12 protein-coding genes are annotated in these 15,083 nt (G+C 75.5%); 7 read left to right on the top strand and 5 right to left on the bottom strand.

Annotation, left to right across the window (positions count from 1 at the left end; translation table 11 throughout):
• Positions 1–15: 15 nt before the first annotated feature.
• Complete coding sequence (locus V1J52_RS03545; protein ID WP_330138116.1) at positions 16–1,374, bottom strand: dipeptidase; 1,359 nt, start codon at positions 1,372–1,374, stop codon at positions 16–18.
• Positions 1,375–1,597: 223 nt separating this feature from the next.
• On the opposite strand from V1J52_RS03545, the gene V1J52_RS03550 reads away from it, so the two are divergent.
• The 4 genes from V1J52_RS03550 (at position 1,598) to V1J52_RS03565 (ending at position 5,012) form a co-directional block, all read left to right on the top strand.
• On the top strand, positions 1,598–2,839 hold the full coding sequence (locus V1J52_RS03550) for a geranylgeranyl reductase family protein (RefSeq protein ID WP_443075701.1): 1,242 nt from the start codon (positions 1,598–1,600) through the stop codon (positions 2,837–2,839).
• Between the two features lie 68 nt (positions 2,840–2,907).
• A complete protein-coding gene (locus tag V1J52_RS03555) occupies positions 2,908–3,099 on the top strand; it encodes a hypothetical protein (protein WP_330138036.1) in 192 nt (63 codons plus the stop codon).
• Between the two features lie 77 nt (positions 3,100–3,176).
• A complete protein-coding gene (locus V1J52_RS03560) occupies positions 3,177–4,406 on the top strand; it encodes an ROK family protein (protein ID WP_330138037.1) in 1,230 nt (409 codons plus the stop codon).
• Between the two features lie 3 nt (positions 4,407–4,409).
• A complete protein-coding gene (locus tag V1J52_RS03565; protein WP_330138038.1) occupies positions 4,410–5,012 on the top strand; it encodes a GNAT family N-acetyltransferase in 603 nt (200 codons plus the stop codon).
• On the opposite strand, the gene V1J52_RS03570 is transcribed toward V1J52_RS03565, so the two are convergent.
• Positions 4,935–5,432 carry an ATP-binding protein gene (locus V1J52_RS03570; protein WP_330138039.1) on the bottom strand — a complete coding sequence of 166 codons (498 nt, stop codon included), beginning with the start codon at positions 5,430–5,432 and terminating at the stop codon, positions 4,935–4,937. The genes V1J52_RS03565 and V1J52_RS03570 overlap by 78 nt on opposite strands.
• A gap of 116 nt (positions 5,433–5,548) precedes the next feature.
• The gene (locus tag V1J52_RS03575; RefSeq protein ID WP_330138040.1) at positions 5,549–5,887 is read right to left on the bottom strand and encodes a hypothetical protein; all 339 of its coding nucleotides are present in this window, start codon (positions 5,885–5,887) and stop codon (positions 5,549–5,551) included.
• Between the two features lie 185 nt (positions 5,888–6,072).
• On the opposite strand from V1J52_RS03575, the gene cds1 reads away from it, so the two are divergent.
• Positions 6,073–7,167 (top strand): L-cysteine desulfhydrase Cds1, encoded by a 1,095-nt coding sequence (cds1, locus tag V1J52_RS03580; protein ID WP_330138118.1) that lies wholly within the window; start codon positions 6,073–6,075, stop codon positions 7,165–7,167.
• Between the two features lie 18 nt (positions 7,168–7,185).
• Here the strand turns inward: cds1 and V1J52_RS03585 are convergent, their stop codons facing one another.
• Positions 7,186–7,995, bottom strand: a complete 810-nt coding sequence (locus V1J52_RS03585) for a DeoR/GlpR family DNA-binding transcription regulator (RefSeq protein ID WP_330138041.1) — start codon at positions 7,993–7,995, stop codon at positions 7,186–7,188.
• A gap of 173 nt (positions 7,996–8,168) precedes the next feature.
• Here V1J52_RS03585 and V1J52_RS03590 point away from each other — a divergent pair, with 173 nt between their 5' ends.
• On the top strand, positions 8,169–10,637 hold the full coding sequence (locus tag V1J52_RS03590; RefSeq protein WP_443075702.1) for a hypothetical protein: 2,469 nt from the start codon (positions 8,169–8,171) through the stop codon (positions 10,635–10,637).
• On the opposite strand, the gene V1J52_RS03595 is transcribed toward V1J52_RS03590, so the two are convergent.
• Positions 10,607–13,120 carry a right-handed parallel beta-helix repeat-containing protein gene (locus tag V1J52_RS03595; protein ID WP_330138042.1) on the bottom strand — a complete coding sequence of 838 codons (2,514 nt, stop codon included), beginning with the start codon at positions 13,118–13,120 and terminating at the stop codon, positions 10,607–10,609. The two genes, V1J52_RS03590 and V1J52_RS03595, sit on opposite strands and share 31 nt — an antisense overlap.
• 502 nt (positions 13,121–13,622) lie before the next feature.
• Here V1J52_RS03595 and V1J52_RS03600 point away from each other — a divergent pair.
• Complete coding sequence (locus tag V1J52_RS03600) at positions 13,623–15,044, top strand: family 2B encapsulin nanocompartment shell protein (protein ID WP_443075703.1); 1,422 nt, start codon at positions 13,623–13,625, stop codon at positions 15,042–15,044.
• The last annotated feature ends 39 nt before the right edge of the window (positions 15,045–15,083 follow it).

A 15,083-nucleotide genomic window follows, 5' to 3' on the forward strand; every position in this document is an offset into this window, starting at 1 on the left:
GGGCGTGCCGCGACGTCAGCGGCGGGCGGCGTACCCGGCCAGGAACAGTGCCTCGGCCACCGACATCCGCCGCAGCTCGTCCGGGCAGACGCTCTCGTTCACCGCGTGGATCTGCGCCTGCGGCTCGCTCAGGCCCGTCAGCAGGATCTCCGCTCGCGGGTAGAGGGCGGCGAGGGTGTTGCACAGCGGGATCGAGCCGCCCTGCCCGGCCACGGCCATCTCCACCCCGTCGTACGCGGCGCGCATGGCCTCGGCCATCGCCGCGTAGGCCGGGCTGGAGGTGTCGGCGCGGAACGGCTGGCCCTGGCCCGCCTGCTCCACCGCGATCCTCGCGCCCCACGGGACGTGGGCCCGCAGATGGGCGGCGAGCAGCTTCGTCGCCTCGCCCGCGTCCGTACCCGGGGGCACGCGCAGGCTCACCAGGGCGCGGGCGCCCGCCTGCACGGACGGGGTGGCACCGGACACGGGCGGGCAGTCGATGCCGAGCACGGTGACGGCGGGACGGGCCCACAGGCGGTCGGCCACCGTCCCGGAACCGGTCAGCGCCACCCCGTCGAGCACCCTGGCGTCCCGCCGGAAGTCCTCCTCGGTGTACTGGAGGCCGTCCCAGGAGGCGTCGGCCGCCAGGCCGTCCACGGCGGTCGAGCCGTCGGGCGCGCGCAGCGAGTCCAGCACCCGGATGAGAGCGGCCAGCGCGTCGGGAGCGGCACCGCCGAACTGCCCCGAGTGCAGGTTGCCTTCGAGGGTGTCCACCTGCACGCGCACCAGCGTCATGCCCCGCAGCACGCTGGTGACGGTCGGCAGCCCGGCGCGGAAGTTGCCGGAGTCCCCGATGACGACGGCGTCCGCCGCGAGCAGCTCGGGGTGCGCCTCGGCGTACCGTTCGAGGCCCCCGGTGCCCTGCTCCTCCGAACCCTCCACGATGACCTTCACGGTCACCGGCACCCCGCCGTGCGCCCGCAGTGCGCGCAGCGCCAGCAGGTGCATGAGGAAGCCGCCCTTGCAGTCGGCGGTGCCGCGCCCGTACCAGCGGCCGTCCCGTTCGGTCAGCTCGAACGGCGGCGAGTGCCAGCCGGCCTCGTCCAGCGGCGGCTGCACGTCGTAGTGCGCGTACAGCAGCACCGTGGGAGCGCCCTCGGGACCCGGCAGGAGCCCGTAGACGGACGTCGTGCCGTCCGGCGTCTCCAGCTCCGCCACGTCCGTGAACCCCTCATCACGCAGTGTGCCGGCGATCCAGCGCGCGGCGGCCGCGCACTCGTCGGCCGGGAACTGCGCCGGGTCGGCGACGGACCGGAACCGCACCAGCCGGGCCAGCTCCGCCCGGGCCTGCGGCAGCAGCGACTCGACGGTGGCGGCGAGCGGTCCGGCCGTCAGCGGCCCGGACGCCGGGTCAGGGACGTGCGCGGGCGTGGGCGCGGTGTCGTACGCCATGGAACGCTCCTTCTGGGAAGCCGCATCGGGGCCGGAGGGCGGGATCGCCGCACGTCCGGAGGGTGTGTTGATCCTCCCACAGCGGGTGTGCGCGGTGGCGGGCCGTAGGATGCCACGAGGGCGCGCCCCACCCAAGCCGGCCGGTCGAGCGGGAGCAGAACAGATCGTGAGCAGCGAGAACATCCCAGGAGCAGCCGACGGCCCGGCCGGGCGCGAGCGGTCCGGCCCCGGCCCGGTGTGGGACGTGGTCGTCGTGGGGGCGGGGCCGGCCGGAGCGTCGGCCGCCCACGCGGCGGCCGTGGCCGGATGCCGGGTGCTCCTGCTGGAGAAGGCCCAGCTGCCGCGCTACAAGACCTGCGGCGGCGGCATCATCGGCCCCTCGCGCGACGCGCTGCCGCCCGGGGTCGAGCTGCCGCTCCAGGACCGGGTGCACGCGGTGACGTTCTCGCTCGACGGACGTTTCGCGCGCACCCGGCGGTCCCGGCGCATGCTGTTCGGCCTCGTCAACCGCCCCGAGTTCGACCAGGCGCTGGTCGAGGCCGCGCAGAAGGCGGGCGCCGAACTGCGCACCGGTGCCACCGTCGCCCGGGTCGAGCAGCACGGCCCGGCCGTCCCCGACCGGCGCACCGTCGCGGTCGTCCTCAGCGGCGGCGAGACCGTCCTGACCCGGGCGGTCGTCGGCGCCGACGGCAGCGCCAGCCGGATAGGAGCGCACGTCGGCGTCCGGATGGACCAGGTGGACCTCGGCCTGGAAGCGGAGATCCCGGTCCCCAAGACGGTCGCCGAGGACTGGGCCGGACGCGTCCTCATCGACTGGGGCCCGCTGCCCGGCTCCTACGGCTGGGTGTTCCCCAAGGGTGACACGCTCACCGTCGGGGTGATCTCCGCACGCGGCGACGGCGCGGCCACCAAGCGCTACCTGGAGGACTTCACCGCGCGCCTGGGGCTCGCCGGTTTCGAGCCGCGCGTGTCCTCCGGCCACCTGACGCGCTGCCGGGCGGACGACTCCCCGCTGTCCAGGGGACGCGTCCTGGTGTGCGGTGACGCCGCCGGGCTGCTGGAGCCGTGGACGCGCGAGGGCATCTCCTACGCCCTGCGCTCGGGGCGGCTGGCGGGGGAGTGGGCCGCGCGCATCGCCGGGGCGAGCGACGCCGTGGACGCCCGGCGCCAGGCGCTCAACTACGCGTTCGCCATCAAGTCCGGTCTCGGCGTGGAGATGGGCGTGGGACGGCGCCTGTACCACGTCTTCGCCCGGCGCCCCGGCATGCTGCACGCGACGCTCACCGGCTTCCGCCCGGCGTGGAACACCTTCGCCGAGATCACCCGCGGCTCCACCACGCTCGCCGAGCTGGTGCGCACCCACCCGCTGGCCCGCCGCGCGCTGACCGTCCTGGACCGCAAGAGCTGAACCCGCGCCGCGACCGCCGCGGGGCCGCGCGTCGGGAACACGACCGGGGCCTCGACACGGTGGCGGCCGTGGCCGAGGGCATCCGGCGCAGCGCGCCACTGGTGACCGCAGCCGCCGGGGTGCTCGCGTTCACCTTCGCCGTCTACGCGACCAGCGGTGTCGTCGGATGGTCCTGGGCGTCCGGGTCCCGCCCGCCCCGCCGGGTGCCGGCCGGGTCCGCACGCCCCGCCGGGTGCCGGCCGGGCCGGGGCGTGGGGTGACCGCACCGGGAAGGTCCGTGGACGGCGTGGCGTGCGGCGGGTTTTGTTCACGGGCAGCACAAAGCAAGAATGGTGCCGTGACCCACAACCCTTCCCGCCCGGACCGGGGCCGCAGCGCGCTGGGACCCGCCCTGCAACTCGTGCACACGGGCCGCGCGCCCACCCGCGCCGTCCTCACCGCCGAGCTGGGGGTGACACGGGCCACCGCCGGAGCCGTCGCCGCCGAACTCCAGGAACTCGGCCTCATCACGGTCGACTCCCGGCCCGCCGTCGCCGCCGGGGCCCAGGGCCGGCCGTCGCACCGGCTGGGCGTGGACCCCGGCGGCCCCGTCGTCCTGGCCGCCCAGGTCCACACCGACGGGTTCCGGGCGGCCCTGGTGGGCCTGGGCGGTGTCGTCGTCGCCACCGCGCCCGGCTGCGGAACGGTGGACGCCGACCCCGGCCAGGTCCTGCGCGAGGTGGTGGAGGCCGGGGCCGGCCTCCTGCGGGACACCGGCCGGCGCTGCGTCGGAGCGGGTCTCGCGGTGCCCTCCGCCGTCGCGGAACCCGAGGGCACCGCGCTCAACCCGCTGCACGTGGCCTGGCCCGCCGGCGCCCCGGTGCGGGCGGTGTTCAGCCAGTGCCTCGCGGACGCGGGCATCAGCGGGCCCGCGCCCGGGAGCGTCGCCACCGGGTACGCGGCCAACGACGTCAACCTCCAGGCGCTCGCCGAACACCGGCACGGCGCGGGCCGCGGCGTCCGGCAACTGCTGTGCGTGGCCACCGGGCACCGGGGGGTCGGCGGGGCCCTGGTGCTGGACGGCCGCCTGCACACCGGGAGCGCGGGACTGGCCCTGGAGGTCGGCCACCTGACCGTCGATCCGCAGGGGCGGCCCTGCCACTGCGGCAGCCGCGGCTGCCTCGACGTGGAGACCGACCCCCTGGCGCTGCTGGAGGCCGCCGGACGCGAACCGGGCCCCGAGGTCTCCCTGCTGGACCAGGCCAGGGACCTGCTGCGCACGGCCCACCCGCAGGACGCCGGCGTGCGGCAGGCGACGCGCCGGCTCATCGACCGGCTCGGTCTGGGCCTGGCCGGGCTGGTGAACATCCTCAACCCCGACCGCATCATCCTCGGCGGACTCCACCGCGAACTGCTGCACGCCGACGAGGGGCGGCTGCGCGCGGTGATCGCCGACCGCAGCCTGTGGGGACGCAGCGGCGAGGTGCCCGTCCTGGCCTGCACCCTGGACCACAACAGCCTCGTCGGCGCCGCGGAACTCGCCTGGCAGCCGGTCCTGGACGACCCGCTGCTCCTCCAGGAGGGCTGAGGCATGCGCGTCAGGGCGGGTGAGCCCGCCGACCTGCCGCACTGTCAGGACGTCGAGCGGGCCGCCGGGGAACCCTTCCGGGAGCTGGGCATGGCGGCGGTCGCCGACGACGAGCCGCCCCCGCTCGCCGCGCTGGAGGACGTCCGCGGGGCCGGACTGCTGTGGGTGGCGGCCGGCGGCTCCGGGCACGGCCCGGTGCTCGGCTACCTGATGGCGGAGCCCGTCGACGGCTGCACGCACGTGGAACAGGTCTCCGTACACCCCGGCGCCGCGCGCCGGGGCATCGGACGGGCGCTGATCGACCACGCCCAGGCGGCCACCGGAGCACCGCTGACCCTCACCACGTTCCGCGACGTGCCCTGGAACGCGCCGTACTACGCGCGGCTCGGCTTCGTCAGGCTGCCCAAGGACGCCTGGACGCCCGGCCTGCGCCGCATCCGCGCCCACGAGCGCGCTCTCGGTCTGGAGCGCTGGCCGCGGGTGTGCATGCGGCGCGACACCGCGCCCGCCCGGCTGCTGCCGGGCGTCTCAGCCCGGGACGGCGCCGGCGGCGGCCTGGGCCGAGACGGCGGGCGCGGTCAGTCCGGTGGCGTCGTCGGGCCGTGACGGCCGTACCGCGTGCGGCGGCACGGGGAGCGTGAACCAGACGACCTTGCCCTCACCGCCCTGCTGGGCGCGCATGCCCCAGCTCTCGCTGACCGCCGCCACCAGGGCCAGACCGCGCCCGCCGGTCGCCAGCGCACCGGCCGCGCGCACCTCGGGCAGCCGCGGGTCGTGGTCGCGCACCGAGATGGTCAGCCTGTCCCACAGCAGCGCGATCTCCACGGTGCAGTGCTTGTCGGGGCCGGTATGCCGGTGCACGTTGGCCAGCAGCTCGGTGACGCCGAGCGCGGCGGTGTCGACGAGCTGGTCCAGGTGCCAGTAGCGGAGCTGGGCGGAGACGATGCGGCGGACCTGCCCGATGCGCGAGGGCAGGGCCCGGAACTCGACCGCACAGTGCCTGCTGGGGGCGGGGTGACTGATCACGGCTGCGACTCCCTGGGGCCGGGGCGGCGTGCGTGGCTGCGGACGCGCCGAAAGCGGCGCGCCCTCTGGCATATCAGCGTGATCCAGCTCACATGGTTGCGCAAATCGGGTGGTGTTCAAGGGTGCACGGTGCGTTGGTCCGCGGCGATCTTCGCGGCCCGCTCCCTGGCCTCCTCCAGCGCCGTGCGCAGCCGCTCGCGCACCGCGCCCGGAAGCCGCAGCGTGTACCGGGCACCGTCCAGGCTCAGCACCGTCCGCTTCCGGCCGGGAGCCAGACGCTCCGTCCAGGGCCGCAGTACCCGCACGCGCTCCACCGCCGCACTGTCGATCTCCCGCCCGTAGCTGGTCAGCAGGGACAGCCGCCCGTCGTGGACGAGCACCTGCCCCGCCCGGGTGAGGGAACGCAGCAGCCGCCGCACCGGGACACCGCTCGTCTCGAACTCGACCACCGTCATCGCGCACCGCCTCCACCGCACCGCTGCCCACACCGCAGCCGTGTCCTCCAGCGCAGTGTGCCCGTGTCCGGCGCCCAGGGCCAGAGGCCGCCTATCATCGCCGCGTGAGCAGCGAGCACAGTGCACGGGCCCCAGAGCCGGGCCGGCCCCGCCGGACGGCGCCCGCCGGGGCGCCCCGCCCGACCCTGGACGTGGACCGCAGCGACCCCGGTTACCGGTCCTGGCTCAAGGAGGCGGTACGCAAGGTCCAGGCGGACGCCAACCGCAGCGCGGACACGCACCTCCTGCGCTTCCCGCTCCCGCAGGAGTGGGGCATCGACCTGTACCTGAAGGACGAGTCGACGCACCCCACCGGCTCCCTCAAGCACCGCCTCGCCCGTTCGCTGTTCCTCTACGGGCTGTGCAACGGCTGGATCCGTCCCGGCAAGCCGGTCATCGAGGCGTCCAGCGGCTCCACCGCCGTCTCCGAGGCGTACTTCGCCTCGCTGATCGGTGTGCCGTTCATCGCGGTCATGCCGCGCACCACCAGTCCGGAGAAGACCCGGCTCATCGAGTTCCAGGGCGGCCGGTGCCACCTGGTGGACGACCCGCAGACGGTGTACGACGTCTCCGCCGCCCTCGCGGCCGAGACCGGCGGCCACTACATGGACCAGTTCACCTACGCCGAACGTGCGACGGACTGGCGCGGCAACAACAACATCGCCGAGTCGATCTACCACCAGATGCGGCTCGAACGCTATCCGGAACCGGCCTGGATCGTGGCGGCCGCGGGCACCGGCGGCACCTCGGCGACGATCGCCCGCTACGTGCGCTACCTCCAGTACGACACCCGCGTGTGCGTGCCGGACCCGGAGAACTCCTGCTTCTTCGACGGCTGGGTCACGGGCGATCCGGACGCCGCCAGCGACTGCGGCTCGCGCATCGAGGGCATCGGCCGGCCCCGCATGGAGCCGAGCTTCGTGCCCGGCGCCATCGACCGGATGATGAAGGTGCCGGACGCGGCCAGCGTCGCCGCCGTCCGCGCGCTGGAGTCGGCGGTGGGGCGCCGGGCGGGCGGATCGACCGGGACCGGACTGTGGAGCGCGTTCAAGATCGTCGCCGAGATGGTCGCCGAGCGGCGCACCGGATCGGTCGTCACCCTCATCTGCGACCCCGGCGACCGCTACCTCGACAAGTACTACTCCGATGCCTGGCTCGCCGGACAGGGCCTCGACATCCGCCCGTACGCGTCGGCCCTCACCGCCTTCCTCGCCACCGGCGGCTGGCCCGAGACCGCCTGACCCCCGGCGGACGCCGGGCTACCCGGCGTCCGCCGGCGGGGCGAGGACCAGCTCGCCCACCCGCTCCGCGGCCTCCGCCCGGTCCGCCTCCGGCAGGCCGCCGTCGGTGACGAGGGTGTCCACCTGGGACAGCGAGGCGAACGAACTGAGGCCCACGGTGCCCCACTTGGTGTGGTCGGCGACCACCACGACGCGCCGCGCGGCGCGGATGAGGTGACGGTTGGTCTCCGCCTCCGCCAGATTGGGGGTCGACAGGCCCACGCCGGCCGAGATCCCGTGAACCCCGAGGAAGAGCACGTCGAAGTGCAGCGAGCTGATCGCCGCGTCCGCCACCGGACCCACCAGCGCGTCCGACGGCGTCCTGACCCCGCCCGTCAGCACCACCGTGGCCGCACCGGGCGACGGGCCCGCGAGGTGGAACACGTCCGCCACCCGCAGCGAGTTCGTCACGACCGTCAGGTCCGCCACGTCCACCAGGTGCGAGGCCAGCGCGTGCGTGGTGGTGCCGCCCGAGAGCGCCACCGCGCTGCCCGGCCCCACCAGTGCCGCCGCGGCGCGGGCGATGTCCTGCTTGGCGGGCAGCTCCAGGGCCGACTTCGCCTCGAACCCCGGCTCGTGCGTACTGGCCTGGGCCACCGGCACCGCGCCGCCGTGCACCTTCTCCAGCACGCCCTGCCGGGCCAGCGCGTCCAGGTCGCGCCGCACCGTCATGTCCGACACCCCGAGCCTGCGGGTGAGTTCACCCACCCGCACGCCACCGCGGCGGCGCACCTCCTCGACGATGAGGGCCCGCCGCTGCTCCGCCAGAAGACCCGGGTTCTCGCCCACCTCGTGCTCCGTTTCGCGCCATCGCCGCCGGGGACCGGCTCATCCTCGCACGCGCACCCTCACCACCGTCTGCCACGATGGTGCTCCGCCGCCGGGCCCCGTGCCGCGCGGGAGCGGCGGCGGGCCGCCGCCGAAGGGGCAGGGGCGACGCAGGAACCCCAGGGGGGCCGACGATGGCTGACGTACCGCACACGCGCGGACCCGGGCAGCCGCCGGCGCCGCCCGCCGCCCTCAACCTGGAACTGCTCGTGCACGGCGTCGGCGGCACCACGGCCGAGGCCATGCTCGACGACCCGCGCACCGTGCGCGTCACCGGCGACGACACCGCGGGCCTCCACCGGCGCGCCGTCGACGCCGACGCCGAGGAGCGGCCCGCCCAGTACGCCGGGCGTCCGGTGCCCGAGGCGTACTGCTGGTCCGGTCTCACCTCGGGCAACGGGGCGCGGGCGCTGTGGCTCGTCCTGCTGCCGTTCATGATCGTCAACCTGGCCCACTGGATGCGCCCGGCCGCCGCCCGCACCCACCCGGCACACCGCGTGTACTCCGTGCTGGTGCGGCTGGTGGCCCTGTCGCTGACGGTGCTGCTCGTCGCCGCCGCCTGCGAGGTGGCGCTCGACCTCGTCGCCTGGCAGTGCGCGGGCTCGGTCCGGTGCGCGGCCGGCACCGGATGGCTGTCCTTCCTCGCCGAGGACAACGGCGGCTGGTGGAGCGTGCCGGGCCGCCGGCTCGTCGTCGCGGCGCTGCTGCCGCTCGCGGTGGCCGCCCTGCTGTGGTGGCTCTCCCGCCGCACCTGGGACGCGTACGAGTCCGCCCCGCCGCCGCACCGGTCCCCGGCGCTCGCCAAACCGGCCGACGAGGACGGGCCGCCGCTGAGCCTGCCCGGCTTCTGGTTCGGACGGCGCCTGGTGCAGAGGCTGCGCGCCGCCCACACCGCCGCGGCCCTCCTCACCGTCACCTCCGCGCTCCAGGCCGCCACCGCGCAGTACGACGTGCGCCAGGACGGCGCCCTGCCCGCCCTCGGCGCCGCGCTCGGCGCGCTCGGCGCGGTGGGCTGGGCCGCCGTGCTCGCCGTGGTCGTCCGGCGCGGGCGCAGCGAGGCGGTGGCCGACGAGCGGACCGACCCGCCCGCCGTCCGCCGACTGCCCCAGGCGGCCCTGGTCCTCCTGGCGCTCACCGTCGTGCACACCAGCTGGGAGCGGCCCGGGTGGCACGCCGAGGGCAGGCTGCCGGGCACCGGCTACTTCGCGGTCTCCTCCGTCACGCAGGGCGTCCTGGTGGCGGCCCTTGCCGCCACCGCCCTGGTCCTGCACCGGCGTGCCCCCGAGGGCCACCGCAGCGCGCTGCACGGACTGGGCGGGGCCGCCGTCGCGCTGCTGGCCTGCCTGCTGGGCGGACTGCTGTCCGGCGGCGTCGCCCAGCGCGTGGCCGACACCCTCGGGCCCGGTGCGCCGGCCGCCGCCCTCCCGGGCCCGCCCGTGGTACTGACCTGGCAGGCCGCCGTGATACCCGTCGTCGTGCTGGCCGCCGCCGTCTTCGCCGCCGTGGGCGCCGTACGGGTCCGGCGGCAGGGGCGGCGCCTCGTCCCGGACATCGCCCGCGGCTACCCGGACGAGCGCGCCGACGACCCCGTGCGCAGCGGGCGGATCGCGGCCGCCATCGCCCGCGCGGGCACCACCGACTCCGTACCCGTGCTGGTCGGCACGGTCGCCGTGCTGACCGCCGTCCTGGGAGCCGGCGCGGTCGCCGGAGCCCTGTTCAGCGGGAGGGCGCCCGAGCGGGCCGTCGAGGGCGCGCCAGCCCCGCTGACCGCCGTCGCGGAGCTGGCCCAGGGCGTCGGCTCCTGGCTGATGGGCGCGCTCGTCGTGCTGCTGGTCGCCACCGGGCGGCGCGCCTACCGGGACGCCGGGGCACGCCGCACCGTGGGCATCCTGTGGGACGTCGGCACCTTCTGGCCGCGCGCCGCCCACCCCTTCGCCCCGCCCTGCTACGCCGAGCGGGCCGTACCCGACCTGACCTGGCGCATGAGCACCTGGACGGAACTGACCGGCGGGCGCCTGGTCATCTCCGGCCACTCCCAGGGCAGCGTGCTGGCCGCCGCTGCCGTGTGGCAACTGGACCCGCGCACCCGCCGCCAGGTGGCGCTGCTCACCTACGGCTCGCCGCTGGAGCGGCTCTACGGGCGGTGGTTCCCCGCCTGTTTCGGCCCCGGCGCGCTGCACGGGCTGGCCCGGCAGGTGGACCACTGGCGGAACCTGTGGCGGCTCACCGACCCCATCGGCGGCCCGGTGAAGGTGGCGGGCGTGGACCAGGGCCCGCTGCCCGACCCGCGCACCTACGGCCGCACCCCGCGCGACCCGCTGCCCGCACCGGTGCTCGGGCACGGCGACTACCAGGACGACTCCTGCTTCGCGGAGGAGCGCGCGGAGCTGCTGGCCCGGCTCGGTACCAGGACGCCGCCGGGCCCGGACACGCCCCCGGGCGGCCGCACGCCTGCGGACGGCGCCACCTCCCCGCGCCCCGGACGCACCGGCGAGGACGGCGGGGCCCCGCCCGCCACAGGACGCGCGGCACGGCCGCCGCGAGCCGCGGAGCGGCCCCGCACCGGCCCGGCTCAGGGCAGCGCGGGCAGGTCCTCGGGGTAGAGGAGGGTCAGCTCGTCGGTGGTGGGCTCGGACAGCTGGGCCACCCGGCCGGCGTGCCGCTCGACCATGGCCTCGAACGTCTGCCGCGCGGTGCGGCCGTTGCCGAACGACGGGCCGCGCGGAACGGCGGCGAAGTACGCCAGGAGCGCCTGGGCCGTCTTCTCACCCAGGTGGTACTCCTGGTCCTCGGCCTGCTGCTCCACGATCCGCAGCAGCTCCTCGGGGCTGTAGTCGCCGAAGGTGATGGTGCGGGAGAAGCGCGACGCCACCCCGGGGTTGACGGCGAGGAACCGCTCCATCTCCGCGGTGTAGCCCGCGACGATGACCACCACCTCGTCCCGGTGGTCCTCCATCAGCTTCACCAGCGTGTCGATGGCCTCCCGGCCGAAGTCGCGGCCCGAGTCCTCGGGGGAGAGGGCGTACGCCTCGTCGATGAACAGCACTCCTCCGCGCGCCCGGGCGAACGCCTCCTGCGTGCGGATCGCGGTCGAACCGATGTGCTCGCCGACGAGGTCCACCCGGGACACCTCCACCAGGTGGCCGCTATCCAGCACTCCCAGGGAGCGCAGGATCTCCCCGTAGAGCCGGGCCACCGTCGTCTTCCCCGTGCCGGGGGCCCCGGTGAAGACCAGGTGGCGGCGGACGGAGGCGGCCTTCAGCCCGGCCTGCTGACGCCGGCGGCCGACCTCGATCATGTCCGTGAGCGCCCGCACCTCGCGCTTGACGCTGGCCAGGCCGACCAGCGCGTCCAGCTCGGCGAGCACGTCGGGCGCCGGACGGACGGGCGGTCCGCCGTCGGCGTCCCGCGCCGCCGCGGCGTCCGGTGCCGCGCCCGGCGGCGTGGACGGCGGTGCGCCCGGCGGCGGCACGGAGGGCAGGGGCGGCACGGACGCGGCCGGGGAGGGCTGCGGCGCCGCGCCCGGGCCGGGGCCGCCGGGCCGGGGGAGCGGAGCCAGCAGTCCGGCGCCGCCCGGGGGCGTGACGGGCGCCGGCCCGGCGGCGGAGTGGCCGGCCGTCTCGTCACTCGTGCACTCCTCGACCAGCGGGCCGTCCTCGGCGAACTCGTACCCGCCGCGGGCGCAGCGCTCGGTCCGGCAGCGCCGCAGCGCCGGGCGGCAGCCGTCGATGACGTGGAAGCCGTACCCCCGCGACCCGGTCACCCGGCACTGGTCGAACGTGCCGCGCCCCTGGGCCGACACGTAGAAGCCCGCCTCGGCCGGACCGCCCACCGTGCACCGCGTCACCACCGGGTCGGCGCCCTTGGTGACGATGACCCCCGTGGCCGTCTCGTCGATCGTGCAGCCCGCCAGCGTGCCGCCGCTGCCGTGGTCACGGAACCACGCCCCCGTGGCCGCCTCCCGGATGCGGCAGTCGTCCAGTTCGACGGTGGCCCCGTCGCTCACCGAGACGGCCGTTCCGCGCACCTGCGTCAGGTCGCTGTCCACCACGTCGGCGCGCGACCCCCGGTCGAGCACGAACAGCGCGTCCGGCACGGTGTGCACCCGGCAGGTGTCCAGCACCGCGCTCGCCCCGTCGCTCACCCACACCGCCGGGTAGTCGCCGGTGCTCTCGTGGATCTCGCACCGGTTGGCGTCCACCCGCGTGCCCGGGTCCCACACCGACAGGCCGTTGCGGCCGAACCGGCGCACACTGGTGCGGGTCAGCGTCAGGACCGAGCGCGAGCGCAGGTCGACGGCGTTCTCCGGGACGTCGTGGACGTCGCAGTCGGTCAGTGTCAGCACCGCGTCGGTGTCCAGGGTGATGCCGTCCGCCGACGTGCGGTGGACCCGGCAGTCCGTGAGCTGGCCGGTGGCGCGCGAGGCCACCTGCACCCCGGTGCCGCGGATCTCGTAGAACTCGCACCCGACGGCCTCCACCGCCGTTCCCTCGCCGGTCAGCGCGAGACCCGCGCCGACGGCGTGGTGCACCCGGCACCGCTCCAGGCGCGGGCGCGCCCCGTCGCGCACCGCGAAGCCGGACTGCCCGGCCGCCACCACCTCGCAGTCCTCGAACAGCCCGCCGGCGCCGCCGAAGAGGCCGAAGCCGAGCCCTCCCGCGTTGTCCACGGAGCAGTGCCGCACGGTGGGACGGGCGCCGTCGCGGACCTCTATCCCGGCGGCCGACCGCGTGAGCACCCGCAGCCCGGTCAGCTCCGGCGCGCCGCCCTCCACGAGGAGGGCGGGCGCGGAGGCGTCCCGCCCCTCGACCTGGAGGTCGCGCACGACGGCCTCGGTGCCCCGGACCGTCAGCGGCACCCCGTCGGGCGGGGTGATCCGTACCGAGCCGACACCCGCGCGCTCGGGGCCGCGCAGGGTGACGGCCCGTTCTATGACGAGGTTCTCCGCATAGGAGCCGGGCGCGACGGTGAGGACGTCACCGTCTCCGGCGGCCTCCAGCGCCGCGGCGAGCGAGGCGTAGTCCCCCGTACGGCGCCGCCACCGCGACGTGCCGGTGTACGTCACCTGTACCGAGCCGTGAGCCATGGACCGTCGTGCCCCAAACCTCGTGTGCGGACCTGCTGTTGCGTGCCGTTGCGCGGCGGTGCGGACGGCGCGGCCGCGCCCTGCGGGCAGGGCGCGGCTCCCCGCCACGCGCGTGGTCCGCACCACGGTAGCGCCTGCCGCACGCACCAGTTGACGCCTTCCCCCTCCTGACCGGCGGCCGGACGCCGGTCAGCGGCGAGAGGGGCGCCCCGCTCCCGGGCCGCGGGGCGCTCCGTTTCCTTCCCGGTTGCGCGCCCCCTCCGCACCACCACGCGCCGTCATCCGGGCATCCGGTAGCCCACCGTCATCTTCTGGGCGCGGGTGTCACGGCTCGTGCGCGGTGGGGCGGGAATTCCGCTCCCGCAATACCCATCCGCACGGCGGTCATTCATATGTATGGCGATTCTTTTGAGTGATTGCACGACATGCCGCCGCCTGCTTATTTTCGTCCCGCACGGCGGGCGAATGGCCCGTGGGAAAAAAGAGATAGGCGGTGTCCTGCGTGACGACTTCGGCCGACCCGATCGAAATGCATTCCGGTGGCGACGGCTCCTCCACGCGGTCGAGCCTCACGACAGCCGCGGCCCGCCAGCTGGCCACCACCACCAAGACACCGCCGCAGATGCAGGGCATCTCGCCCCGCTGGCTGCTCAAGGTGCTGCCGTGGGTCCAGGTGTCCGGCGGCACGTTCCGCGTCAACCGGCGCTTCGCCCACACCCTCGGCGACGGGCGCGTGGAGTTCACGACGACGGGCGCGGACGTCCGCGTCATCCCCGAGGAGCTGCAGGAGCTGCCGGCGCTGCGGGGCTACACCGACGCCGAGGTGCTGCGCCAGCTCGCCGACCGCTGCGAGCAGCGGGACTTCGGCCCCGGTGAGGTCATCGTGGAGGCCGGCACGCCGGTGGAGCAGGTGGTGCTCATCGCGCACGGCAAGCTCGGCAAGGTGGGCTCGGGACCGTACGACGGGGAGACGTCGCTCGGCGTGCTCGCCGACGGCGACCACGCCGGCGCGCGGGAGCTGGCCGCCGAGACGCCCGGCACCTGGGAGTACACGCTCCGCTCCGTCACGAGCGGGACGGTCCTGCTGCTGCCCCGCCAGGCGGTCGAGGAGGCCGCCGAGCGCGCGACGGGACTGCGGGACCACCTCGCGGCGGTGCGCGCCGCGGTCCCCGGCCAGCGCAACGCCGAGGGCGAGGCGGCCATCGAGCTGGCCGCGGGCCACCACGGCGAGCCCGACCTGCCGGGGACGTTCGTGGACTACGAGACGGCGCCGCGGGAGTACGAGCTGGGCGTGGCGCAGACGGTGCTGCGCGTCCACAGCCGGGTCGCCGACCTCTACAACGAGCCGATGAACCAGGTCGAGGAGCAACTGCGCCTCACCGTGCAGGCGCTGCGGGAGCGCCAGGAGCACGAGATGGTCAACAACCGGGACTTCGGGCTCCTGCACAACGCCGACCTCGGCCAGCGGGTGCACACCCGTACGGGCCCGCCCACCCCCGACGACCTCGACGAGCTGCTGTCCAAGGTCTGGAAGGAACCCAGCGTCATCCTGGCCCACCCCCAGGCCATCGCCGCCTTCGGGCGCGAGTGCAGCCGCCGCGGCATCTACCCGGCGAACGCCGACCTCCAGGGGCACTCGGTGCCCTCCTGGCGCGGCGTGCCCGTCCTGCCCTGCAACAAGATCCCGGTGAGCGGCCAGGGCACGACCTCCATGCTGGCGATGCGCACCGGAGAGAAGGCGCAGGGCGTCGTGGGGCTGCACCGCACCGGAATTCCCGACGAATACCAGCCGAGTCTCTCGGTGCGTTTCATGGGCATCAACGAGAAGGCCGTCATCTCCTATCTGGTGAGCGCCTACTTCTCGGCCGCCGTCCTGGTCCCCGACGCACTCGGAATTCTGGAGGACGTCGAGATCGGGCACTGACCCGACGCAGGGCCCGGACGACGACCGACCGCGAACGAA

Source organism: Streptomyces solitudinis, assembly GCF_036323765.1.
Lineage (GTDB): Bacteria > Actinomycetota > Actinomycetes > Streptomycetales > Streptomycetaceae > Streptomyces.

Excerpts from the sequence above, each read along its gene's own strand:
- V1J52_RS03565 (WP_330138038.1), top strand. The coding sequence starts at position 4,410 with ATGCGCGTCAGGGCGGGTGAGCCCGCCGACCTGCCGCACTGTCAGGAC.
- V1J52_RS03575 (WP_330138040.1), bottom strand. The coding sequence starts at position 5,887 with ATGACGGTGGTCGAGTTCGAGACGAGCGGTGTCCCGGTGCGGCGGCTG.
- V1J52_RS03590 (WP_443075702.1), top strand. The coding sequence starts at position 8,169 with ATGGCTGACGTACCGCACACGCGCGGACCCGGGCAGCCGCCGGCGCCG.
- V1J52_RS03595 (WP_330138042.1), bottom strand. The coding sequence starts at position 13,120 with ATGGCTCACGGCTCGGTACAGGTGACGTACACCGGCACGTCGCGGTGG.